Genomic DNA, 22638 nt, shown 5'->3' on the forward strand with positions numbered 1-22638 from the left:
TGTACCCTCTCTTTACCTATTTGACTACTTTTATTATAGGTGAAGAGGAAAGCGGAAATCAAAACATACTTCTTATACTTTGTCCATATATATGAAGAAGAAAGGGGAATGACGATGGATGTAAGAGAACATACTTTTTTCTCTCTGCTTATTATTAGTTATTTTATTGCCTTTGGGGTTATACTTGGCGGTTCATTAATTGGTGGATTTGGTGCATTTCTTATCGGAAAACCAACTCTAACTTACATTAATCAATTCGCCCAAAATTTAAGGATTTGGGCACTCGTTGCAGCGATTGGCGGAACATTTGATACCTTTTATAGCTTTGAAAGAAGTTTCTTTGGCGGGGATATGAAAGATATCGTAAAACAAATTCTCCTTATTTTTTTCGCAACGGGTGGTATGCAAACCGGTCTTATTATTATTAAATGGCTAACGCAGGAACATGTATGAGAGTACCAAGTGCCAATACAGCAAAAAGATGGTATTTAGTTTTAGCTGGCGCTGCTGTTGGAGGCGTGTTGAGCTGGTTTATTTTTTTGTACATATACGGTGTTTTTCAAGAAGAACAAGCTAGTAAAATAGCAGAACAAAGAGAAATTATAGAAAAACAAGAAGCAAAGCTCCACGTCCTTCTCGAAGATCAAGAAAAATTGAATACTGAAAATAAACGGCTCTTAACCATTCAAGAGATTAAAATAAAACTTATAAATCGAGAAAAATACGATTTAGACAATCTTACACTCGAAAATATGACTACATCTATCCATAATGACCTCCAGCATCTTTTAACGAAAAACATACAAAGTATCGCAAAAAATAAAGACCTACTCAAAAAGGTAATCGAAAACAAGACGTACAAACATTACGATCGGCTATACCGTTTTAAAGTCGATACAATATCTTTTGATACCGTGCTTGAAATTAGCATTACGATAGAGAAAGAAAAATAAAGAAGGAGGGCTTTAGCGCCACTCCTTCTTTTCGTTCTAACATATAATTTCTTATTTACAAATCTCACGTAAATCAGAAAATAGACGATCCGCTTCTTCCCAAGAAGATGCTTTTGCACCTGAAGCCATCGGATGTCCTCCGCCGTTATATTGCATTGCTAATTTATTTATAACTGGTCCTTTTGAACGAAGGCGAACACGAATCACATCGTCTTCCTCTAAAAATAGAACCCATGCCTTTAATCCATCAATATTACCAAGTGCTCCAACAACGCCGGATGCCTCAGAAGGAAGTACATCAAATTCTTCTAATACTTCTTTCGTTAATTTAATGTAAGCTGCTCCTTCTTCTACCATCGTAAAATTCTGTAAAATATAACCGTTTAAACGAGCAATCTTTTCTTTCGTCTTATACATTTCATTGTATAAATCTGTGAATTTCACACCCATATCAACAAGCTCACTTACGTAACGAAGTGTTTTTGCTGTTGTATTCGGGAATAAGAAACGTCCTGTATCTCCAACAATTCCTGCTAAGATAAGGCGAGCAGCTTCTTTTGTTATCTGTAATCCTTTATCTTTTCCATAACTGTAAAACTCATAAATCATTTCACTTGTAGAACTTGCTGTCGTATCTACCCACGTAATATCTCCATATGGATCTTCATTTGGATGATGATCAATTTTGATTAACATCTTCCCTTTTGTATAGCGTTGATCGTCAACACGTTCTTGATTCGCAGTATCACAAACGATAACAAGTGCATTTTCATATACACTATCTTCAATATCATCCATTACTCGTAAGTATGCTAGTGACGGTTCATTGTACCCAACCGTATAAATATTTTTCTCTGGAAACGATTCTTGTAGAATTGTACTAAGACCGCCCTGTGAACCTAGTGCATCTGGATCTGGACGTACGTGACGATGAATAATAATCGTATCAAACTCTTTAATTGCTCCTAAAATTTGCTCATGCATATGTATAATCTCCTTTTTATTCAACTTCTTCACTTTATTCCGCATTAACGTGCAGTAAAAGCCCAATTTGTGCGGGCTAATCATTAGCGCGCGGAAACACCCTCACACTAATTAAAGTTTCACTTTATCCTTCATTATAACGGAAAGTATTTCATACATGCGAACAATTGCTTTATAATAAAAGTTAGAAAGTTTAGATATTTCTTTTTTCTCCACTATTATTTTTCACAAAGCGATGGGAGTGTGTATTATGCCAGTATTAGTCTTCTGTATTATCGTCTCATTTATGTTGTATCTCTTCTACAAAACAAAATACTTTCGTACAAGCCGCCCAATGGAGAAAGGTTGGCTCTCCGGAAAATCTGCAATGGCACTCGGTTCATTCGTCTTATTCTTCGGGATAAATCAATTCTTTTTAGAACTTTCAACCGCTCGTATTATCGTTGGTGTCTTATTTGTTCTATTTGGTAGTGCAAGTGTATTTAATGGATTTCGCCAATATAAACATTTCTTACCATTAGCAGTTAAAGAAGCCGAAACATATGAAGCAACGTAAAAAAGCATCAACATTGTGATGCTTTTTTACGTCCCTTAACTTTCAAAATCATATATGCGACAAACGCAGATGGTATATTAAATGGGTTGCCTTGCACATGAAGATGTAATTGTTCTTCCCCAAAAGACATTTTTTCGTATAGTTCTCGCTGAGATAATCCTGTTTTTTTCTTTTTTTCATGTAAACCTTGTAAGTATAAATATTGAATCGGTATCATCACAAGGAAGTAAAATAGTGCGATACTACCAAAAAAGAGCACTTCTGATGACATAATGCATACCACCTTTCAGAAATCCATTTTCTTACAATATAATTGTAACATAATATACACCTCAATTGAATTAATATTCTGTTTTTTTGTTATACAATTGTCTCACCACACAATTCTTCTTCAGCATACTGAATATATCGCCGAATAAAACTTCCGGGATTCTTTTTAATCGGTTCAATATCAAGTCTTAATGGTATTTTTCCGGCCATATAAAAGATTCTTGAAGCGGTCCCAAGTCGAATGGCTGCTTCCGAAATATTTTCCCCATATCCCATCATGAAGTTCCCCCACACTTCTTCTAACTGTCCCGAAGCAATTAAATGCAATCTTGGAACACCAATATCAAACTCTTTATACCCAAATCCACACTCATCAAAATCGAGTAAATACCAATCCTCTTCATCTACAAGAACATTGCCAAAATGCATATCGCCATGAACAAATTGTTTTTCTCCTAGTTGAGTTGAATTTGTAAGTTCTTGTATTCTTTCTGCAATTCTCAAGCATTTATTTTTTTCCGCATAAGATAAAAACGAAGTATGTAATAAACGTTGTAAAGGCTCGTGAATTGTCTTTTTCTCGCTATATATAGGCCTTTCATAACCTCTCCAAGTTTGCGGCATTCTTTTGAGCACTCCATTTGTTTTTTCATGAAACATTCGCATTAATGATCCAAGCTTTTCATAATCTTTATCCTTTGGTTCTAAAATTTCACTTCCGCTTATAAACCTAAAGACAACAAAATACTGGATACTTCCCACATCTTTCTTAACAGATGTGACCCAACCACCACTTTTATTTACAACTACTTCTGGCACTAACATTTGTTTTTGTATCGCTATTAACCAGTGTATTTCAGCCTCTATTTGCTCGGCTGTATAACGTCCTCCTCTATACTGCCTAACTACAAATTTATTTTTTTCCGATTCGAATATATATGTCTGATTTTCTCCTCCATGCAATAATGAAACTTTCATAAGACTATTTAAATTATATTGCTTACATAACTGCTCTTTAATGTGAAAATCCATTCTTCTCCCCCCTAGTACATATAGTGCAGCATAGTTTCCCTTTAATAATTAGTAGTGTAAGCTTTTCTATCGACTAACAACCAATTCTCTAACCTGATATAGATTAGCTAAAGTCTCCAACATATCCTGCTATTTTTGCACTTCACTACCTAAACTCTTACGCAGCTTAAATAACAGCTTCAAAATCCAATAAAACAAAATAAAGTTAAAGAAAAAGCCTAATGGATTAAACGATATTTCCCATCCGCCATAATAAATGAAATTTTCTGCTGGTATACCAAAGTACAGAAAATCGCTATTATTTTCTCCAGTTGTAGGGATAAAGGAACAAATAATAGCGAAAATCAAACTTATTACATACAATTTCTTTTTATTTGAATCCATTATTCTATGAGTTATCACATGAACAGTAATTACAGATATTAAACCTAAAAAGAAAAATATTACTCCCATTCGCCACCTCCACAATTAGTGTTCAAGCATCTTCAAATTATTGCATGCCCTACTTATAAATATGAAACAGAACGTGATTTAATTTTCTCTTTTTCAGTTCAAAACATCATAGATTCGATAACTAAATTTTAAAATTCCCTAATGTAGCGTTCTAAAAAAAATGGAACAAACCAAAGCGGTCTGCTCCATCTTTTTATTTATCGATCAATTGCACCATAAGTAATGCTTTCCCAACAACATTACCTTCATGATGTACTTCTACATCAACCTTACCAAATTTACGTCCAATTTCTAATACTTTCGGATGAACGGATACAACATTGTCAATTTGAACTGGTTTTACGAAATAAATTGTTAAGTTCTCAACAATTAAATCGCTCTTCTTTTGCGCACGAATAACGCGATTTGTTGCTTCCGTCACAATTGTTGCGAATACACCGTAAGATAACGTTCCGATTGAATTCGTCATTTGCGGCGTCACTGAAAATTGATATAGATGCTCATTTTTCGCTTCTTTCGGCGTCATAAATTGATTCGTTACAATATCATCGATTGTTTCGCCGACTTGCGGTTGACGCTGAATCATTTGCAACGCCTGAAGTACATCTTGACGGCTAATAATACCTTGCAACTTATTTCCTTCATCAACAACAGGAAGTAACTCAATACCTTCCCACACCATCATACGTGCCGCAGCTGCGACAGACATTTTTCCATTTACCGTAATTGGATGCTTTGTCATTACTTTATCAATTGGTGTTTCTTTTGCAACACCAATCATATCCTTAGAAGTCACAATACCTAATACCTTTTTATTTTCATCAACAATTGGATACCTTCCGTGCATCGTCTCTTCGTTATATGCATGCCATTGCTGCACTGTATCATTTGGTTTTAAATATAACGTTTCTTCAATAGGTGTTAAAATATCTTCAACGAGTACAATTTCTTTCTTAATCAGCTGATCGTAAATCGCACGGTTAATTAACGTTGCCACTGTAAATGTATCGTAACTACTTGAAATAATCGGCAGTTTTAATTCATCTGCTAATTTCTTCACATGATCTTCCGTATCAAATCCGCCCGTAATTAACACCGCAGCTCCAGTTTCTAACGCTAATTGATGTGCGTTCGTACGATTACCGACAATAAGTAAGTTTCCAGCTTCTGTATAGCGCATCATCGCTTCTAATTTCATTGCCCCGATTACGAATTTATTTAACGTTTTATGTAGTCCTTCTCTGCCTCCAAGTACTTGACCATCGACAATGTTAACGACTTCTGCATATGTCAGCTTTTCAATATTTTCTTTCTTCTTTTGTTCAATTCGAATTGTTCCGACACGTTCAATCGTACTAACATACCCTTTATTTTCTGCATCTTTAATTGCACGATAAGCTGTACCTTCACTTACACTCAAATCTTTTGCAATTTGCCTTACAGAAATTTTATGCCCTACTGGCAGGCTATTAATATGTTCTAAAATTTGGTTATGCTTGGTAGCCAAATGGTTTCACCATACTTTCTTTTCCCTAAATTCTTCATGTGTTGTATTTTCAGTATACTATATTTTCAAAACTGTTACACTCTCTCTTTATATATCTGTACTATTTTTTTTATAACAAAATACGCCTTACATTACACCACTTCTTCCATTACAACAATGTAATGGTATTGTCATCTCGTTCGATAGTTTGTCCAGCCACTTCCATATACAATGAAGGCAAGAAATGAAACAAAGGAGCGGATACATGATGAAAAAATTATTAGAAGTTGTAGGTGCTATATTTTTAGCTTTCGTAGACGGAAAAAAAGTTGCAATGGAATTGAATGAAACACCTGAACAGCCACTTCCAAAAAGAAAAGAATCATCAAAACAATTACAACCTTTAAAAGCTGTCCTACACACATAAAAAACCCTTCACTTGTCTTTTCAAATGAAGGGTTTCTTTTTTATAGTGTAATACTTTCTCCAGCTTCTAATACTTTCCCTGTACAATTTTGTAGCTTTTCTACAAATTGATATGGATCTTGTTCAATTACTGGGAACGTATTGTAATGCATCGGTACAACAGTTTTCGCCTGAACCCATTTTGCTGCTAAAACAGCATCTTCTGGTCCCATTGTGAAATTATCACCAATTGGTAAAAATGCTACATCAATGTTATGTAGTTCCCCAATTAATTTCATATCAGAGAATAGAGCAGTATCACCTGCATGATACACAGTTTTCTCTTCTGCTGTAAACAAAATACCCGCTGGCATACCTGTATATGTAATCGTCTTATTTTCTTCATCAATATAACTAGAGCCGTGGAATGCTTGTGTAAACTTCACTTTTCCGAAGTCAAATTCATGCGAACCACCGATATGCATCGGATGTGTTTTTACACCTTGCCAACTTAAAAATGTCGCTAGTTCAAATGGCGCCACTACAACTGCATTATTTTTCTTCGCAAGCTCTACTGTATCTCCAACATGATCACCATGACCGTGCGATAAAAGAATCGCATCTACTTTTACATCATCAGCCTTTAAATCTGTTTTCGGATTTCCCGTTAAAAATGGATCAATTAAAATCACTTTTCCATTCGTTTCAATCTTTACAACTGAATGTCCATGATAAGATACTTTCATTATTACATTCCTCCCCTATTCACATTCTCACTTTTTATTCTACATGATTTTTCAATTCCCTGTGTTTTCTAATATCTATTTACTTGTCATAACGCTTTCTTCCGAGTTAAAGTTATATTTGTAATTAAATATCTCGGGGGTGCCAATCGATGAATGCTAGATTAGAAAATTTAATGCAATGGCTAAAAGAAAAAAACGTAGAAGCTGCGTTCTTAACTTCTACACCAAACGTCTTCTACATGACAAACTTCCACTGTGAACCACACGAAAGACTTCTTGGTATGTTTGTATTCCAAGAAAAAGAACCTATTTTAATTTGCCCTAAAATGGAAGAAGGCCAAGCACGTAATGCTGGCTGGGCACATGAAATTATCGGATTTACTGATACTGACAGACCATGGGATATGATTGCAAAAGCAATTAAAGACCGCGGCATCAATGCAAACGCAGTTGCAATTGAAAAAGAACATTTAAACGTAGAGCGCTACGAAGAATTAACAAAATTATTCCCAAATGCAGCTTTCAAATCAGCTGAGGAAAAAGTTCGTGAACTTCGTTTAATTAAAGATGAAAAAGAACTTTCTATTTTACGCGAAGCAGCTAAAATGGCAGACTATGCTGTTGAAGTTGGTGTAAATGCAATTAAAGAAGATCGTAGCGAACTAGAAGTATTAGCAATTATTGAACACGAATTAAAAACAAAAGGCATACATAAAATGTCATTTGATACGATGGTACTAGCAGGTGCAAATTCTGCTCTTCCACACGGTATTCCAGGTGCAAACAAAATGAAACGCGGTGATTTCGTACTATTTGATTTAGGCGTAATCATTGACGGTTACTGCTCTGACATTACACGTACAGTAGCATTCGGCGACCTTTCTGAAGAACAAACTCGCATTTACAACACTGTACTTGCTGGACAATTACAAGCAGTTGAAGCATGTAAACCAGGTGTTACACTTGGCGCAATCGACAACGCTGCTCGTTCTGTTATCGCAGATGCAGGTTATGGAGATTTCTTCCCACATCGCCTTGGTCACGGACTTGGAATTAGCGTACACGAATATCCAGATGTAAAAGCTGGCAACGAGTCTCCATTAAAAGAAGGTATGGTCTTCACAATCGAGCCAGGTATTTACGTACCAAACGTAGGTGGCGTTCGTATTGAAGATGATATTTATATCACAAAAGACGGATCAGAAATTTTAACGAAGTTCCCGAAAGAATTACAATTTGTGAAATAAGAAAAAGGCAGCGTGAATGCTGCCTTTTTTATTTCTCTACTATTTCAAATTTCTCCACAATCATTTTTGCTGGATAACTTTCAAGTATGTGAGAAGACCATACTTTTACTTTATCCCCTGTTTTTAATTGATTATATGTGTCTTTATCCTTAAAGCTCAAAACCGTATGTGATGGATGTTCTTTATTCATTTGTTGTTCTATATAATTTTGCAACTCTACTTTTGTTTCAAATGTTTTATCATCGGCAAAAAACACCGTGTCATTTCTTAATATGATATACCCTTCTTTAGGCACTTCTTTTACAGTTACTTGCTCTACTTGTTTTGTAGTACACGCTGATAATATGATTAGAACTACACCTAAAAACATGAACATAGAAAATTTCATATGCCTATCCATCCGCAACTCCTTACCCTACACTATTTCCGCTTTAACACCATCTTCTCCTCATACTTATCATCCCATTTCATCACAATCTCTATCGGTTCATCTTTAGATAGAGGCGCGCAACTTACACAAGAAGACTTCATTTCAATCTTTGCTCCTTTATGATTTTCTGACGTTTGTGTCATTGTACTAAAGGCTCCATTAATAGCAATCTCTAAATTCTTAAATTCTGTATTCCCATCTCCACCCTTATACTGAAATGTAAACACTCCATCTTCACTGTCATCCTTAATATGGCCTTTATATTGTCCCGTCCAACTTTTGCTCTCGCTAGAAAAAGTAACATACGAAATGGAACAACTTCCTAAAAAGAAAATACTAATGAAAAACAATAATGCTCTCTTCATCATGCCCCTCCATTCAAATGCACTTATTTATCCCGCATTTACGGACAGTAAGATCCCCACATCAAAATTCATTGCCTATTCCTTCCTTTTATCATACTGTTAAAATACAGAATTTTCTAAAATAGGAGGATTTATATGTTACAACAACAATTAGAAGAAATTCGTAATAATAATTACATACTGGATAACACACTTAACATTGATTCTTTAAGTTCCAATATGCTTGAACATATTGGCGATACTGATAGCTATTTAAGGGACAAACTCATCTACTCTACTTTTTATCATCTCATCAAAAATCGCTACCTTTCACACACACAATTACAGAAACTATTATTAGAAAGCATCGGTGAAAAATATTTATTGTATAAGATTCATTCAGATGATGAAGATGCTGTATTTACTCGTGCATTTACGACCTTATTAATTGCGCTCATTATAGATGCAGATACAACTCATAATTTCTTATCACAGAATGACATTTTAACTGTAAAAGATCAATTAATTCTATATATGAACAATGAACATGATTTCCGCGGATATGTGCAAGACCACGGCTGGGCACATAGTATAGCACATGCTTCCGATACATTTGAGGCGCTTGTTCATAGTCCTAAACTAGAAACTTTACATTACGAAGAGATATTAAAAACTTTGTTAAACAAAGTTTTTGTCCATTCTATTTACTATAAATACGAAGAAGACGAGCGTCTCGTTTATCCGATTGTCGCAATGCTGCAAAATGGCCTGAAAGAAGAAATACTCATATTAGCCCTTCGTGACTTAGTAGCTCAATTACCGGTCCAAAAACAAGCACTACCTATTGAATCGTACGAGTTTTTATATGGAAATACAAAATCTTTCTTACGTAGCTTATTTTTCAGACTACGCACACTTTCTATATGTGAAGAAACCGAATTCGAAATTGAAAAATTGCTACAAGAGCTTCCAAAATATTATTAAAAAAGAAGGCCACTCAAAAAGTGCCTTCTTCTATTTCACTAATATTTAATTGAAATTTCACGATCCAAACTGAGAAAAGGTGGACAAGAAGCGCAAACGCCATACATGCTCCACTTAAAAAAGTTAGTATAGGATGCGAATACACGTGCCCCAACCCATAGGATATCGCCACGAAAAACATTGTTATGTAAATATAAATTGCTCCATGTATTTGCCTCATATAAACCTCCTTTTCCCATATTATAACATAAATTTTCTGATTATTCACATTAATTACTTGTAATCAATATTTCTCAACTGTTACACCTCTAACAGCCGCTTTAATATATGGTGCTCCTTGTAAACTTTGTAAATCCTCTGTTTTGCCTGTTACGACTACACCGTATATTGGTAGGTCTTTTGGTTTCGTGTTTTTTATTTCTTTATAATATTGTTCAAAATAATCACTTGGTATACCTTCACTATTTTTTGCTAAATACTTCATTTGGTATAGAAACTCTTTTGAGTTTATTGTTACATCATTCTTCATATCTTCTTTTACTTTTGCATAACTCCCTTCAAACCCAAAAACATTTTTAGCCATTTCTGCATTTAATATTGCGCCATTTTTAGGATCTTTTAGCCCTACATAAGAATCACTTTTCTTTTCATTATATGTATCTACCCAAAACCAAACTGGCTGTACACTTTTGGGAAGCATCTCAGTAATTTGTTCAACTGTATACGATTTATCAAAAGATAAGGCTACTTCTGCAACTTTATTTTGCAAATCCCCAATATTTCTCAGGTCATCCACATAATCTTTATAAGTAACGAAAGGTAAATAAAACCTCATTTCTCTTTGCATTGTTTGTACATTATAGTCTGGTATCGCAACAGCCTCCTCACCCCTTTTTTCCTCATCTAAACTAACAAGCTCACCATTGTAGTGCTTCATACTATAATCCCATATGCCAGATTCATATATATCATTTATCCATTTTACTGGTTGGCCAGCTATATTTTTATACGAGTTATATATTACCGTACTCCCTGTAACACCGAGACTTAAATACATACTTCCACTGAAACGAATATTAGGGCCTTGAACCCTATGTAGTGCATTCATTTCTCTTTCCATTTTTCTAAACGTTTGCTGAGAAAAATACGCTGCTCCCAAAAACAAACTTACTATAACAATAATGGACGCACAAATAGAAATAAGCCAATTTCTCCAAAGTTGCTTCCGCTTCGCTCTCTTCATCAAAACTTTCATCTGCTTATCATCCATATTCAAATCAAAGTCCTTCCGACTCATCATTTCTCCTCCTATATAATTTTTTAAATTGATTTCTTGCACGGTACAAACTTGTTTTCACTGTTTCTTCTTTCATACTTAATAAAATGGCAATTTCCTTATAAGATAGTTCATATTCATATTTAAACAGTAAAATATGACGATAATCCTCCGTCATCGTCTCCAATATTTCTTGTACCTCACATTGTAGTTCACTTGTTAAAAGCACTTCATCCAGTGACTTTTGACCAATAAGAACGACAGACTCAATCGCAATGGGATTTAGTCTTTTTTCTTTTCGATGTAAATCTCGGTGCTGATTGATCGCAACCCTAAAGAGCCACGGTGTTAAATGCTCTAACGGTATTTCCTCCATAAGCAATAAAGCTTTATATAACGTATCTTGCACAATATCTTCCGCTTCTTTTCTATCTGCCCCAATCTTAATTAAATATCTAAACACAGCTTTTGACTTCTCTATTAATAATGTTTCAAACGTATCATGGCTCATTCTGCTCTCCTTTCTATATACTCAACGTTTGAGAGCATAAAATGTATACAGCTTTTCTATAATTTTTTTCAAAATAAAAAGCACATCCATTTTGATGCGCTTCTCTCCAACATACTATTCTATTATTTCATCGCTTCCTTCACAACATCTTGAATCATAACAACTTCTGTTTTCATATCAATAGACGGTGCTTCTTCATCGATACATTCATACCAAAATGCTAAGTGCTTTTTATCAATTTCATGATGCGAATTTTCGACAAAAATACCACCTTCCCCTTGCACAGAATACCAATATAAGTACTCTTCTCCATCTCTTATTTCCCGGAAAATTGTCTCAACGTACATCTTTTCGTCGTTTAATGTCAAAAGCACTTCTTTCAAATTGTCATTAAGAAGCTGCATCCATTCATCTACCCGATGACTCTTACCAGGCTTAACTTTAAATCTCGTTAATTCTACATTCATTTTTATTTCCCCGTTTTCTTACGTACAAACAATCTATATTCTATTGGATTATTAAAACTTAATTTACTAGCTAATTTTCGCGAAGGAATATTGTCTACATAACAATCCCAGCTCGGTATAATGTCATTTTGCATGCAATGTTCAATGAACCGTGTTGCAACAGCTTGAGCTAATCCTTTCCCTTGATACGCTTCATGTGTTGCAATATCTATTTCAGCAAAACCATTCCCGCTAAATATTGAGACACATTCAGCTATAATTATCCCATCTTGTTCTATACAAAATCCAAAACCACTGTTCAAAAACGTTTCTTTTGATCCCCAATACTCTTTGTAGTACTCCTCTTTAAATTCACTGCTGCGCTCTATATCTCTTCTATCAATACGCTTCACTTCATATGTATTTTTGTTAAAATCTCGTTGGCTCTCTTCAAAGGTTACGCTTTGAAATTTCATTCGCGGGATGTTCCGAAGTACATTACTAAAACGCTCTTCTATCATCATTTCCCACTCTTCACTCGAAGTGAACAGTGTAAATCTCTTCTCTGTTTTTTCAATAGCCGTTTTTAAATATGAAAATAACTCTTCGTTATAATTTTGATCATCCGTATCACCAAATAAATAATAGATACCATTAGCTGTAATAATTAATCCTGCTGTTAATTGCCCGTTTATAAAAACCTCACCATCTATCATTTGATCACATACCGCATAAGCAAACGTCGTCGTTCTTGTATTACCTTCTAAAACCGGAAGAACTTTTCTATAATCGGCTACAGATAATTTTTTCATAATTGCTCCACTTTAATCGTATCAGCCTCTATATTTTCAAAACAAAGATTTACCGTTCTCTTTAATGCTCTCGTTCTATGAATCGTGCATGCTGGAATTAAGATAGAATCATTTGGCTTTAAAACCGCCATTTCTCCATCTTCAAAATCGATCAGTAGTTCTCCCTCTAGCACAATAAATAATTCATCCGAATTAGAATGATAGTGCCAATCATATTCACCAGTAAATACAGCGATTCGTAAGCAATGACTATTTACATTTGAAACGACAAAATTTTTATGTTGATCTTGAATGTCCTTCGTTAATTCTATTAAATTCACAGTTTTCATCTTTCGTCCCACCCTTTCATTAGTCGTTCTTCTGAAAAACTAATTTAGTCTCCACCACCTCCGCAATCTCCTCCACTATCACTTGAGCTGCTACAATCATTGCTACTGTAGTCACCGAATCCACTTGATGAGCTTGAAGCGTATGAAGATTTTTTTCTTCTTTTTCTATCTTTTTTACTTTCATGACTAGGCCACACTTTATCAAATAATATAAAGAATAAGAATCCTTCTACCATAACAAGTATAACGCCAAAAATACCTTCAATAACATTAGGGGTTATCCCCAAATTGTTAACCATCCCACATAAAAACACGCAAAAAATAACATACAAGAACATACAAATATATCGAAATGTTTTCTCTATCATAATAACTATTTTTTTTGAAAGAGGTATGTTCTGTTCCTGTTTTTTCTTTATATACTTTTGTCTTTTAGCTTGCTTTTTCTTCCTATTTTTACTCCCCACCCAATCCCCTCTTTCGACTTTCACTTTTCATTTAATTCCAAATTATCACAAAAAATAACATTATAACAAGCTATATTTCACGTAAAGTTTTGTTTACTTTTTGTAAAGTTTCATTTACTTATTACCTAAAAATGGATATAATAACTGTAACAAATTTACAAAAAGGAGACTTTGTATATTTGATTAAAAATAAGGTAAAACAATTCCGCGTCGTTAGAGACATCACCCAAGAACAATTAGCTTCCTCTGTTCAAATCACTAGACAATCCCTCATCGCTATCGAGAAGAATAAATACAACCCGAGTTTAGAATTAGCATTGAAATTATGTGAGTTTTTCAACTGTAAAGTAGAAGATTTATTTCAATTAGATAAAACTGGGGAGGAAAAAGAATGAAAAATACTTTTAATCAAGAGTTCATTTCGCATCTTACCATTTTATTGTTAGGTTCAACTTTTCTTTATTTCAATAGTAATGATGAAGAAAAGATTAGTTCTGTCCTTCTATTCACTGGCGTATACATACTCTTAGCCTTGATACTATTCGTAGTGAAACGGATATTCTTTAAGAAAAAAAAGAGCGATTCCGAGAAATATCCATTACCTGAGATGGATGAAAGAATCGAGAAGATGAGTTTAAAACTTATGGCACAAATTTTCGGTCTTTCTCATTTAGTCGGCTCTGCGATACTATTTATTTTATATATCACTGACAAAAATTCGATGATACGAGTTGAGTATGCCTTATATTACTTGTTTGGCATTCTTTTCTTTACAATGATGTTCGGATTAAAGATTGTAAAGAAACTAGACAATTAATCTAAATAAAAAGCCCCTCCTTTCGTAAGGAGGGGCTTACATGTATTTCTATTATGATAAAGCAGGAGCTTTTTCAAGTAGCTCTTTTGCATCAGCGTATTGTAAGCCGTGAGCTTCTGCAACCGCTTCGAATGTTACATAGCCATCTAATGTATTAATACCTTTTAATAATGCAGTGTTGCCTAGGCAAGCATCTTTATAGCCTTTGTTCGCAATGTGTACTGCATATGGTACTGTTACGTTTGTTAATGCAAGAGTTGATGTACGTGGAACTGCACCTGGCATATTCGCAACTGCATAATGAACAACGCCATGTTTTTCGTACGTTGGGTTGTCGTGAGTTGTAATACGGTCAGTTGTTTCGAAAATACCACCTTGGTCAATCGCGATATCTACAACGACAGAACCTGGTTCCATTGATTGAATCATTTCTTCTGTTACAAGTTTTGGCGCTTTTGCACCTGGAATTAATACTGCACCAATAACAAGGTCAGATTCTTTTACAGCTTCTGCAATGTTGTATGGATTAGACATTAACGTTTTTACTTGGTTACCGAAAATATCATCTAGCTGACGAAGACGTTCTGCACTTAAGTCGATGATTGTTACATCTGCACCTAAACCTACTGCAATCTTCGCTGCGTTTGTACCAGCTTGACCACCGCCGATAATTGTTACTTTGCCGCGTTTTACCCCTGGAACGCCTGCAAGTAAAATACCTTTACCACCTTTGTTTTTCTCAAGGAATTGTGCACCGATTTGTGCAGACATACGACCAGCTACTTCACTCATAGGTGCAAGTAATGGCAGTGAACGATTGTCTAATTGTACTGTTTCGTATGCAATTGATACAACTTTGTTATCAATTAATGCTTTCGTTAATTCTGGTTCTGGAGCTAAGTGTAAGTATGTGAATAAAATTAAACCTTCACGGAAATAGCTGTATTCACTTGCTACTGGCTCTTTTACCTTCATAACCATATCTTGATTCCATGCTTCTTCAGCAGTTTCAACAAGTTTCGCACCAGCTTGTACGTATTCTTCATCCGTAAAGCCCGATCCTAAACCTGCTCCTTTTTGAACAAAAACTTCATGACCATTTTGTACTAAATGTACTGCTCCCGCTGGCGTCATTGCCACGCGGTTTTCATTGTTTTTAATTTCTGTTGGAATACCGATACGCATTATTAGTTCCCCCTTGAGTTATGAAATGACCCCTGAATCATTTTTTAAAGCGCTTTCTACGCTCTTATATTTTAACATAATATCTCAATATTTGACAAAAAATAAGGCGAGTTTTCCGATAGATTTAATCTTACATTAAAGGACAGTATTATCCGCACCTCTTTGCATAAAGGATAAACTGTCCAATTATTCGAAACTTCACTTTATTTTTCTCTATCGATGTCTATGAATAACATCTACTGCACCCGTTACTTCAATAATTGTACCGGTAATCATATCGGAATCGTCCTCACATAAAAACGAAATTGTTCTTGCGATATCTTCACCTGTTCCAGATCTACCAATTGGTGTGTTATGTTCTTTCAACTGACGTGCTTCTTGAATTGTCGCTTCTTTCATTTCACCAATAATATCACCAGGACATACCATGTTTGCAGTAATACCATATTCCGCTTCTTCGTAAGCAACTGTTTTCGTTAATGAAACAAGTCCTACTTTCGCTGCCGCAAAAGCTGAACGATAAATCCATCCCGGTGCGCTATCTGCCCCTTGGAATCCGTAATTAATAATACGGCCAAAGTTCTGTTTTCTCATAACCGGAACGACAAGTTTTAATAAATGAAATACCGCTGTTAAATTACCCTGAATCATTTCATTCCATTCATCTTCTTCATAATCGACTAACTTTTTTCTTTCAAATACATATGGACCAGCATTATTAATTAAGAAATCAATTTTGCCAAAATGGCTTATCGCTTCTTCTACCATTTTATGTAAATCTTCCTTTTTCGTGACATCCGCTTGCACGAATTGTAGACGCTCTTCCATATTTTTATATGTTTCTTTCATCTTTTCCATAGCCGTGATATCGCTATGATACGTTACTGTTACTGAATATCCTTTAGCCAATAACTTTTCTGTTACTTGCTTTCCTAAACCTTTCGTACCGGCTGTAATGAGCGCGTGTCTCACAAACATGCCTCCTTTTAAATTGCTATACTTCATATGTAACAAGTTCTCGCACCAATTACAACTAAAATGAATTAAAATAAAGTTTTCAAAATTCTGTAACGTTTCCGACAAGCACATTACCAAAATTTGTTTTATAATAAAGTTGTAAACGGTAATAAAAATGATTGGGAGGAATTTACTATGAATAATACATATACAAATATTTTAATCGCGGTGGATGGTTCTAAAGAAGCAGAAAGAGCTTTTAAAAAAGCAATTCAAGTCGCAAAACGCAACAATGCAACATTAACAATTGCTCATATCGTTGATGTAAAAGCATACTCAGCAGTAGAAGCTTATAGCCGTGCAATTGCTGAACGTGCAAATCTATTTGCAGAAGACTTATTAGAAGACTACAAAAAAACTGCGCTTGAAGCTGGCCTTGAAAAAATTGAAACTGTATTAGAATTCGGTAATCCTAAATCAAAAATTTCAAAAGAAATCGCTCCAAACCATAAAGTAGATTTAATTATGTGTGGTGCAACTGGTTTAAATGCTGTTGAGCGTTTCCTAATTGGTAGCGTCTCTGAACATATTATTCGCTATGCGAAATGCGATGTCCTTGTTGTTCGTGGTGATGAGGAGCAAGGTGAGCTTTAATTTATAAATAAAACACCAAGTCCACATGGGCTTGGTGTTTTTCATTTCACATATTTCACTATAAATACAAGACAAGCCACAATAACAACAGTAATTGCTAATCCATAAGGAGGAAGAAACTTCAAAGACCATAATGCCATCATAATCGTCGCAACCGTTAAGTATGCTTGCTTTGCATCTTCTGTCATTTTTTTACGAAGGCAGAATACATACAAATAACCGATTGGCGGCGTAATAAAGCAAAGAACATATATAATTTTAGATTTCAAATACCATTTTTGTTCCCCAAGTTTCTGTATATCTTCTTCTATTCTCTTATGCTCTTGTTCTCTCGCTTCTTCTGCAAGCGGATCTTCCTCTTCTTCTCGCTTTTCTTTCATATAAGGAAGAAAGTGCATGAAAAAATAGTATACAAATACGAACGCCCCAAATCCAATATTTACTCTTTCTAATCGAATATGCTCACTAAAAAAAGCGGCAGCAATCACTAAAGAAAAACAGTACGTTGTTATCCAAAATGAACGTTTTCTCTTTTTTCGTTCCATTTCTTTTTTATCTTGTACATATTTTCTTTTCGAAAGCCATATCGAAATACAGCAGTCTACTACAAATAGAATAAAGATAAAGATCCCAACGTGTACTGTTTCTACATCCTCAAATGAAAAGATATTTGGGAATGCAACGTGTAATACAATTAATGTGTACAAAATTAGCCCTATAAAATAAATACGTCTCATTTTCCATTCCTTTCTTTTTTTCCTAACATTACGTTAACATACATTTTTTAGAAATAGACGGACAAAATATATATGTTTAAAAAAGGAGGATGCTACATGGATGATTCTGAACGTATTATTTTAGATGTGAATGGGAAAGAACTCGAAATGCTAGATATGATCCGTACTCATTTTAAAGAGAAACATGGCGTGGAACTAAGTAATGGTGCACTGCTTAGAGATTTGATGGATATTGAGTATATTCGAATTACGGAAGATCGACATAAGTACGATTAATCGATACATTGTAAGCCTAGAGCAGATTGCTCTAGGCTTACTTACATCCATACAAAAATGTTATAATTAGGAAAAATTGTAGAGGATGCGAAAATATGAAATCTGAAAATATCTCAAAACATTTTTATACATTACATGTACAAAGAAACGAGTTCCTTCCTCATCTCCATTCACTCTCACAAGAACAACTATGGCATAGGAAAGAGGACAAAAAATGGTCTATTGGTGAACATTTTTATCACTTATATTTAATTGCAAAGATGCTCAAAGTAGCAATTAAATTCTCTCTCACTCTTATCCCTTATGCAAAACTAAGAAAAAATGCCCCATTTGCAACTGACATACACGACATTTATGCCGAATATAAAGAAAAGCATGGTAAAGGAATGAAAGCACCTTTGATTTTAATTCCCTCAAAAAAAGTTTATCACTCTATGAATGTAACTGAATTAGAAGAATTACTTGCACGTGAAACAGATGAAATAAAAAAGCTCGTTCAAAATATAGAAGAAAATATTGCAGGGCATATCGTATTTTTAGATCCAATCGCTCACTACCCTAATTTGATTCAATCTATTCAGCTATTAGCGATACATGAGAAACATCATTTTATGATTATGAAAAATAATTGTGAAATGATAAATACTCCTGTAAAAATCTAAATACAAAAAGGTAAGGTGCTTTCTATAAAAAGCACCTTACCTTCTATATACATCATTTAATTCCTACAAACTCTCCAACTAATCCTTTCGCCTTCTCCAAAGCTTTTTCAATTTGCTCAAATCCAGTCCCGCCAGCACTGTTACGACGCTTTACAGCTGCATACGGTGAAAGAACTTCATACAAATCTTCTTCAAATAACGAGCTCATTTCTTTATACGTTTCAAGTGGTACATCTAATAAATAAATTCCTTTTTGTGTGCAGTGTAGCACTAGCTTCCCAACAATTTCATGAGCTTGACGGAATGGTAGTCCTTTACTTGCTAAGTAGTCAGCAATTTCTGTTGCGTTAGAGAAATCTTGCGTTACAGCTTGCCCCATCTTTTCTTTGTTGACAGTCATCGTCTCTAACATGCCTGCCATAATATGAAGGCAGCCTTCTACTGTTTTTACTGTATCAAACATTCCTTCTTTGTCTTCTTGCAAGTCTTTATTGTAAGCGAGCGGTAATCCTTTCATTACTGTAAGTAAACTAAATAAATTACCGTACACTCTGCCTGTTTTACCACGAATAAGTTCCGCCATATCTGGATTTTTCTTTTGTGGCATAATACTGCTTCCCGTTGCGTATTGATCGCTCATTTCAATAAATTGAAACTCTTGGCTACTCCACAAAATAAGTTCTTCGCAAAAGCGTGATAAGTGCATCATGAGCATAGATGAGTTACTTAGGAACTCCAGTATGAAATCACGATCGCTTACTGCATCTAAACTATTTTCATAGATTCCATTAAATCCAAGAAGCTCCGCACTATATTCTCGGTCGATTGGGAATGTCGTCCCAGCTAGCGCTCCTGCTCCTAATGGTGAAATGTTAATACGCTTTAATGAATCTTCATAACGATTCACATCACGCTCTAACATCCCAAAATAAGCGAGAATATGATGCGCAAATGAAATTGGCTGCGCACGCTGCAAGTGCGTATAACCAGGCATAATGGTTTCAATATTATTTTCGGCTTGATGAACGAGAACAGTTTGCAATTGTTTTGTAGCTTTTATAATATGTTCTACTTTTTCTTTTAAATATAAATGCATATCAGTCGCTACTTGATCATTACGGCTTCGGCCTGTATGAAGTTTCCCTCCTACTTCGCCGATTTGTTCAATTAACATTTTTTCAATGTTTAAGTGAATATCTTCAGCTTCAACTGAAAAATGCAATTTATTTTGTTTCGCTTCTTCTAATAAATATTGAAGCCCTGCCTTTATTTTCTCTGCTTCTTCTTTCGTAACGATGCCCTGCTTTGCTAGCATCGTTACGTGCGCAATACTTCCCTTTATATCTTGATTTACTAATTGTTGATCGAAGGAGATGGATGCTCCGAACTCTTCAACCCATGCTTCCGCTTCTTCTGTAAAACGTCCGCCCCAAAGTTTGCTCACGCTTCCACCTTCTTTTGATTCACTTGGCTGTATACTTTCGTCGGTAAACCGAATAATGAAATGAATCCAACAGCTGCATCATGATTAAATTCGTCCTGGGCAGTATATGTTGCTAGTTTTTCATCGTATAAAGAGTATTCAGATTTACGTCCTTCTACAATCGCATGACCTTTAAATAATTTCACACGCACTGTACCTGTTACATTCTTTTGCGTTTCTTGTAAGAAAGCATTCAGCGCTTGTTTTAAAGGTGAGAACCATAAACCGTTATAAATAAGTTCTGTTATTTTCTGCTCAATCATCGGTTTAAAATGCGCTACTTCTTTTACAAGTGTTAAATCTTCCAGTTCCTTGTGCGCCGTAATTAATGTCATTGCTGCTGGACATTCGTATACTTCACGCGATTTAATACCAACAAGACGGTTTTCTACGTGATCGATACGTCCAACGCCATGTTTTCCAGCAAGCGCATTTAACGTTTTAATTAGTTCTGAAAGTGGATATGCAGTGCCATTTAAAGTAGTCGGTACGCCTGCTTCAAAACCAATTTCTACAAATTCTGGTTTATTCGGTGTATCTTCTAATGCCAATGTCATCTCATATGCATCTTCTGGCGGCGCTGCCCATGGATCTTCTAAAATACCACATTCATTACTGCGTCCCCATAAATTTTGATCGATTGAAAATGGGCTGTCTAAATTAATTGGAATTGGTACATCGTTTTCTTTTGCGTATGCAATTTCTTCTTCACGTGACCATTTCCATTCACGTACAGGCGCAATCACTTCTAAGTAAGGATTTAACGCTTGAATAGAAACTTCAAAACGAACTTGATCATTTCCTTTCCCTGTACAGCCGTGTGCAACTGCAGTCGCTCCTTCTTGTTCTGCGATTTCTACTAATTTCTTCGCAATAAGCGGACGAGATAGTGCTGAGACAAGAGGATATTTCCCTTCGTATAATGTGTGTGCTTGCATCGCCATCAATGCATATTCATTTGCAAATTCTTCTTGAACATCAATCATATATGATTTAATTGCACCTACTGAAAGTGCCTTTTCTTTTACAAATGCTAAGTCTTTACCTTCCCCTAAGTCTAAACAAAGCGCGATAATATCATAATTCTTCTCTTGTAACCATTTAATTGCAACGGAAGTATCAAGACCTCCGGAATATGCTAACACAACTTTTTTCTTCTCCATTTTGCATCCCCCTAAAGAATAAATATTCATTTTCCTTTATAATAATTCACACTTTAACACCTTTTACAAAATGTATCAAGAGTCATTTTCAAATTTTTTCAAACAATTTCGTCGAACTTCTTTCTGTTTTTTTGTACAATATAAGCAGGAAAACGGGGGTGAACTTATGGAAAAGTATTTCTTATACGATGAACATCTCGGAATTGAAATTCCGCATTTACAAGAAGACTGGGAAGATATCCCCGAAAAAATGCAACATGCAATTTTATTAAAATGGGAACAAGTTCGCGGGAGAATCCCTGATCGTATAAAAGAACTGGAACACTATATAAATGCAAAACAACATCATTTAAATCACGAAGAAGACTTCGAAATTTCTTGCAAACTTAATTCAGAAATTGCCGATCTCGCTTCCATCATTAATGACCTTTGGCTTTGGTATCGACTCACTCAAAATGTATCCGAGGGGAAAGCACACCAATGAAAAAAGCATGCCCCTCAATTACTTTGGGTCATGCTTTTTTGTCGTAACACGATTTACAATATATCTCTTGTGCTGTTTTTGCCAAACATACATCAAATGGACCTACCAACAAATTTCTCTCCTTAGGCAGTTTCACAAAAGCAACTAGCTCTTCTTCATATTGAATCTTTTTTTGACATGAAACGCATGTTAATTCTTTTCTTTTGAACATGTCTTTTAGCATATCTTCACTCTTCCTCTCATCTATCTATATTAATATACTCTCATAATAGTTAAGACTTGTAAAAAAATGACACATTCCGAATTGAATCATTCATATACTATGTACAAAAGGAGGTCTAAAGCTTATGCGCGCTTTCATTATTATCGCTTTAACTTTTTTAAGTGTGATTAGCTGGGATGCGTTTTTTAAAGATAAAAGTGATGAAAAGGATACAACTGAATAAACACCATCTCTTTCTTACTTATTGGACAAACCGTTAAAAACTG

At 35.0% G+C, this 22638-nt stretch carries 33 protein-coding genes; 12 read left to right on the top strand and 21 right to left on the bottom strand.

Annotated elements, in window-relative coordinates; all coding sequences use genetic code 11:
* The first annotated feature begins 39 nt into the window (after positions 1–39).
* Both ATN06_RS23415 and ytrI read left to right on the top strand, forming a co-directional pair.
* A complete protein-coding gene (locus ATN06_RS23415; protein ID WP_002003648.1) occupies positions 40–453 on the top strand; it encodes a YtrH family sporulation protein in 414 nt (137 codons plus the stop codon).
* A complete protein-coding gene (gene ytrI / locus ATN06_RS23420) occupies positions 450–953 on the top strand; it encodes a sporulation membrane protein YtrI (protein ID WP_001265736.1) in 504 nt (167 codons plus the stop codon). The genes ATN06_RS23415 and ytrI overlap by 4 nt, the downstream gene beginning before the upstream one ends.
* 51 nt (positions 954–1004) lie before the next feature.
* On the opposite strand, the gene ATN06_RS23425 is transcribed toward ytrI, so the two are convergent.
* Entirely contained in the window at positions 1005–1937 is a 933-nt protein-coding gene (locus tag ATN06_RS23425; RefSeq protein WP_060632504.1) for a DHH family phosphoesterase, read from the bottom strand.
* Positions 1938–2187: 250 nt separating this feature from the next.
* On the opposite strand from ATN06_RS23425, the gene ATN06_RS23430 reads away from it, so the two are divergent.
* On the top strand, positions 2188–2493 hold the full coding sequence (locus tag ATN06_RS23430) for a YtpI family protein (RefSeq protein WP_060632505.1): 306 nt from the start codon (positions 2188–2190) through the stop codon (positions 2491–2493).
* Positions 2494–2500: 7 nt separating this feature from the next.
* On the opposite strand, the gene ATN06_RS23435 is transcribed toward ATN06_RS23430, so the two are convergent.
* The 4 genes from ATN06_RS23435 to ATN06_RS23450 all read right to left on the bottom strand — a co-directional run bounded on the left by ATN06_RS23435 (position 2501) and on the right by ATN06_RS23450 (position 5755).
* The gene (locus ATN06_RS23435; RefSeq protein WP_060632506.1) at positions 2501–2764 is read right to left on the bottom strand and encodes a DUF3949 domain-containing protein; all 264 of its coding nucleotides are present in this window, start codon (positions 2762–2764) and stop codon (positions 2501–2503) included.
* Positions 2765–2853: 89 nt separating this feature from the next.
* On the bottom strand, positions 2854–3795 hold the full coding sequence (locus tag ATN06_RS23440) for a phosphotransferase enzyme family protein (protein WP_060632507.1): 942 nt from the start codon (positions 3793–3795) through the stop codon (positions 2854–2856).
* Between the two features lie 129 nt (positions 3796–3924).
* Positions 3925–4248: a hypothetical protein gene (locus tag ATN06_RS23445; protein ID WP_060632508.1), complete on the bottom strand. Its 324-nt coding sequence runs from the start codon at positions 4246–4248 to the stop codon at positions 3925–3927.
* 193 nt (positions 4249–4441) lie between these two features.
* Complete coding sequence (locus tag ATN06_RS23450) at positions 4442–5755, bottom strand: CBS domain-containing protein (protein WP_060632509.1); 1314 nt, start codon at positions 5753–5755, stop codon at positions 4442–4444.
* Between the two features lie 244 nt (positions 5756–5999).
* On the opposite strand from ATN06_RS23450, the gene ATN06_RS23455 reads away from it, so the two are divergent.
* Complete coding sequence (locus tag ATN06_RS23455) at positions 6000–6161, top strand: hypothetical protein (protein WP_060632510.1); 162 nt, start codon at positions 6000–6002, stop codon at positions 6159–6161.
* Positions 6162–6201: 40 nt separating this feature from the next.
* Here ATN06_RS23455 and ATN06_RS23460 read toward each other — a convergent pair whose 3' ends face one another.
* Complete coding sequence (locus tag ATN06_RS23460; protein WP_060632511.1) at positions 6202–6885, bottom strand: metal-dependent hydrolase; 684 nt, start codon at positions 6883–6885, stop codon at positions 6202–6204.
* A 149-nt stretch (positions 6886–7034) separates the two neighbouring features.
* On the opposite strand from ATN06_RS23460, the gene pepQ reads away from it, so the two are divergent.
* A complete protein-coding gene (gene pepQ / locus ATN06_RS23465; RefSeq protein ID WP_060632512.1) occupies positions 7035–8132 on the top strand; it encodes a Xaa-Pro dipeptidase in 1098 nt (365 codons plus the stop codon).
* Positions 8133–8160: 28 nt separating this feature from the next.
* On the opposite strand, the gene ATN06_RS23470 is transcribed toward pepQ, so the two are convergent.
* Both ATN06_RS23470 and ATN06_RS23475 read right to left on the bottom strand, forming a co-directional pair.
* On the bottom strand, positions 8161–8532 hold the full coding sequence (locus tag ATN06_RS23470) for a DUF3221 domain-containing protein (RefSeq protein ID WP_060632513.1): 372 nt from the start codon (positions 8530–8532) through the stop codon (positions 8161–8163).
* A 20-nt stretch (positions 8533–8552) separates the two neighbouring features.
* Complete coding sequence (locus ATN06_RS23475; RefSeq protein WP_088116249.1) at positions 8553–8930, bottom strand: hypothetical protein; 378 nt, start codon at positions 8928–8930, stop codon at positions 8553–8555.
* Between the two features lie 132 nt (positions 8931–9062).
* Between ATN06_RS23475 and ATN06_RS23480 the strand changes: the two genes are divergently transcribed.
* Positions 9063–9890: a DUF2785 domain-containing protein gene (locus tag ATN06_RS23480; protein ID WP_060632515.1), complete on the top strand. Its 828-nt coding sequence runs from the start codon at positions 9063–9065 to the stop codon at positions 9888–9890.
* A gap of 13 nt (positions 9891–9903) precedes the next feature.
* Here the strand turns inward: ATN06_RS23480 and ATN06_RS23485 are convergent, their stop codons facing one another.
* From ATN06_RS23485 to ATN06_RS23515, 7 genes are all read right to left on the bottom strand, one after another.
* On the bottom strand, positions 9904–10110 hold the full coding sequence (locus ATN06_RS23485; RefSeq protein WP_001248905.1) for a hypothetical protein: 207 nt from the start codon (positions 10108–10110) through the stop codon (positions 9904–9906).
* Positions 10111–10173: 63 nt separating this feature from the next.
* Complete coding sequence (locus tag ATN06_RS23490) at positions 10174–11187, bottom strand: anti sigma factor C-terminal domain-containing protein (RefSeq protein WP_060632516.1); 1014 nt, start codon at positions 11185–11187, stop codon at positions 10174–10176.
* The gene (locus ATN06_RS23495; protein ID WP_060632517.1) at positions 11168–11677 is read right to left on the bottom strand and encodes an RNA polymerase sigma factor; all 510 of its coding nucleotides are present in this window, start codon (positions 11675–11677) and stop codon (positions 11168–11170) included. The genes ATN06_RS23490 and ATN06_RS23495 overlap by 20 nt, the downstream gene beginning before the upstream one ends.
* Positions 11678–11799: 122 nt before the next feature.
* Entirely contained in the window at positions 11800–12144 is a 345-nt protein-coding gene (locus ATN06_RS23500) for a DUF6176 family protein (RefSeq protein ID WP_001100204.1), read from the bottom strand.
* A gap of 2 nt (positions 12145–12146) precedes the next feature.
* Complete coding sequence (locus ATN06_RS23505; protein WP_060632518.1) at positions 12147–12935, bottom strand: GNAT family N-acetyltransferase; 789 nt, start codon at positions 12933–12935, stop codon at positions 12147–12149.
* A complete protein-coding gene (locus tag ATN06_RS23510) occupies positions 12932–13264 on the bottom strand; it encodes a cupin domain-containing protein (protein ID WP_060632519.1) in 333 nt (110 codons plus the stop codon). The genes ATN06_RS23505 and ATN06_RS23510 overlap by 4 nt, the downstream gene beginning before the upstream one ends.
* 44 nt (positions 13265–13308) lie before the next feature.
* A complete protein-coding gene (locus tag ATN06_RS23515) occupies positions 13309–13731 on the bottom strand; it encodes a hypothetical protein (protein ID WP_060632520.1) in 423 nt (140 codons plus the stop codon).
* 131 nt (positions 13732–13862) lie between these two features.
* Between ATN06_RS23515 and ATN06_RS23520 the strand changes: the two genes are divergently transcribed.
* Positions 13863–14126, top strand: coding sequence for a helix-turn-helix transcriptional regulator (locus ATN06_RS23520; RefSeq protein ID WP_002008700.1), 264 nt, complete (start codon positions 13863–13865; stop codon positions 14124–14126).
* Complete coding sequence (locus tag ATN06_RS23525) at positions 14123–14548, top strand: hypothetical protein (RefSeq protein ID WP_060632521.1); 426 nt, start codon at positions 14123–14125, stop codon at positions 14546–14548. The genes ATN06_RS23520 and ATN06_RS23525 overlap by 4 nt, the downstream gene beginning before the upstream one ends.
* A gap of 51 nt (positions 14549–14599) precedes the next feature.
* On the opposite strand, the gene ald is transcribed toward ATN06_RS23525, so the two are convergent.
* Complete coding sequence (ald, locus tag ATN06_RS23530; RefSeq protein WP_060632522.1) at positions 14600–15733, bottom strand: alanine dehydrogenase; 1134 nt, start codon at positions 15731–15733, stop codon at positions 14600–14602.
* A gap of 213 nt (positions 15734–15946) precedes the next feature.
* The gene (locus ATN06_RS23535; RefSeq protein WP_060633190.1) at positions 15947–16738 is read right to left on the bottom strand and encodes an SDR family oxidoreductase; all 792 of its coding nucleotides are present in this window, start codon (positions 16736–16738) and stop codon (positions 15947–15949) included.
* Between the two features lie 147 nt (positions 16739–16885).
* On the opposite strand from ATN06_RS23535, the gene ATN06_RS23540 reads away from it, so the two are divergent.
* The gene (locus ATN06_RS23540) at positions 16886–17344 is read left to right on the top strand and encodes a universal stress protein (RefSeq protein ID WP_001066681.1); all 459 of its coding nucleotides are present in this window, start codon (positions 16886–16888) and stop codon (positions 17342–17344) included.
* Between the two features lie 41 nt (positions 17345–17385).
* On the opposite strand, the gene ATN06_RS23545 is transcribed toward ATN06_RS23540, so the two are convergent.
* Positions 17386–18081, bottom strand: coding sequence for a hypothetical protein (locus ATN06_RS23545; protein WP_060632523.1), 696 nt, complete (start codon positions 18079–18081; stop codon positions 17386–17388).
* A 96-nt stretch (positions 18082–18177) separates the two neighbouring features.
* Here ATN06_RS23545 and ATN06_RS23550 point away from each other — a divergent pair, with 96 nt between their 5' ends.
* Positions 18178–18357 (top strand): hypothetical protein, encoded by a 180-nt coding sequence (locus ATN06_RS23550; protein WP_029440113.1) that lies wholly within the window; start codon positions 18178–18180, stop codon positions 18355–18357.
* Between the two features lie 95 nt (positions 18358–18452).
* Positions 18453–19019: a DinB family protein gene (locus tag ATN06_RS23555; RefSeq protein ID WP_060632524.1), complete on the top strand. Its 567-nt coding sequence runs from the start codon at positions 18453–18455 to the stop codon at positions 19017–19019.
* A gap of 52 nt (positions 19020–19071) precedes the next feature.
* Here the strand turns inward: ATN06_RS23555 and argH are convergent, their stop codons facing one another.
* A complete protein-coding gene (gene argH, locus ATN06_RS23560) occupies positions 19072–20463 on the bottom strand; it encodes an argininosuccinate lyase (RefSeq protein WP_060632525.1) in 1392 nt (463 codons plus the stop codon).
* The gene (locus tag ATN06_RS23565) at positions 20460–21665 is read right to left on the bottom strand and encodes an argininosuccinate synthase (RefSeq protein ID WP_042512163.1); all 1206 of its coding nucleotides are present in this window, start codon (positions 21663–21665) and stop codon (positions 20460–20462) included. Before ATN06_RS23565 ends, argH begins: the two co-directional genes overlap by 4 nt.
* A 166-nt stretch (positions 21666–21831) precedes the next feature.
* Between ATN06_RS23565 and ATN06_RS23570 the strand changes: the two genes are divergently transcribed.
* Entirely contained in the window at positions 21832–22149 is a 318-nt protein-coding gene (locus tag ATN06_RS23570; RefSeq protein ID WP_060632526.1) for a hypothetical protein, read from the top strand.
* A gap of 28 nt (positions 22150–22177) precedes the next feature.
* Here the strand turns inward: ATN06_RS23570 and ATN06_RS23575 are convergent, their stop codons facing one another.
* Positions 22178–22372, bottom strand: coding sequence for a hypothetical protein (locus tag ATN06_RS23575; protein ID WP_060632527.1), 195 nt, complete (start codon positions 22370–22372; stop codon positions 22178–22180).
* Positions 22373–22638: the final 266 nt, after the last annotated feature.

Source organism: Bacillus thuringiensis (assembly GCF_001455345.1).
Lineage (GTDB): Bacteria > Bacillota > Bacilli > Bacillales > Bacillaceae_G > Bacillus_A > Bacillus_A thuringiensis_N.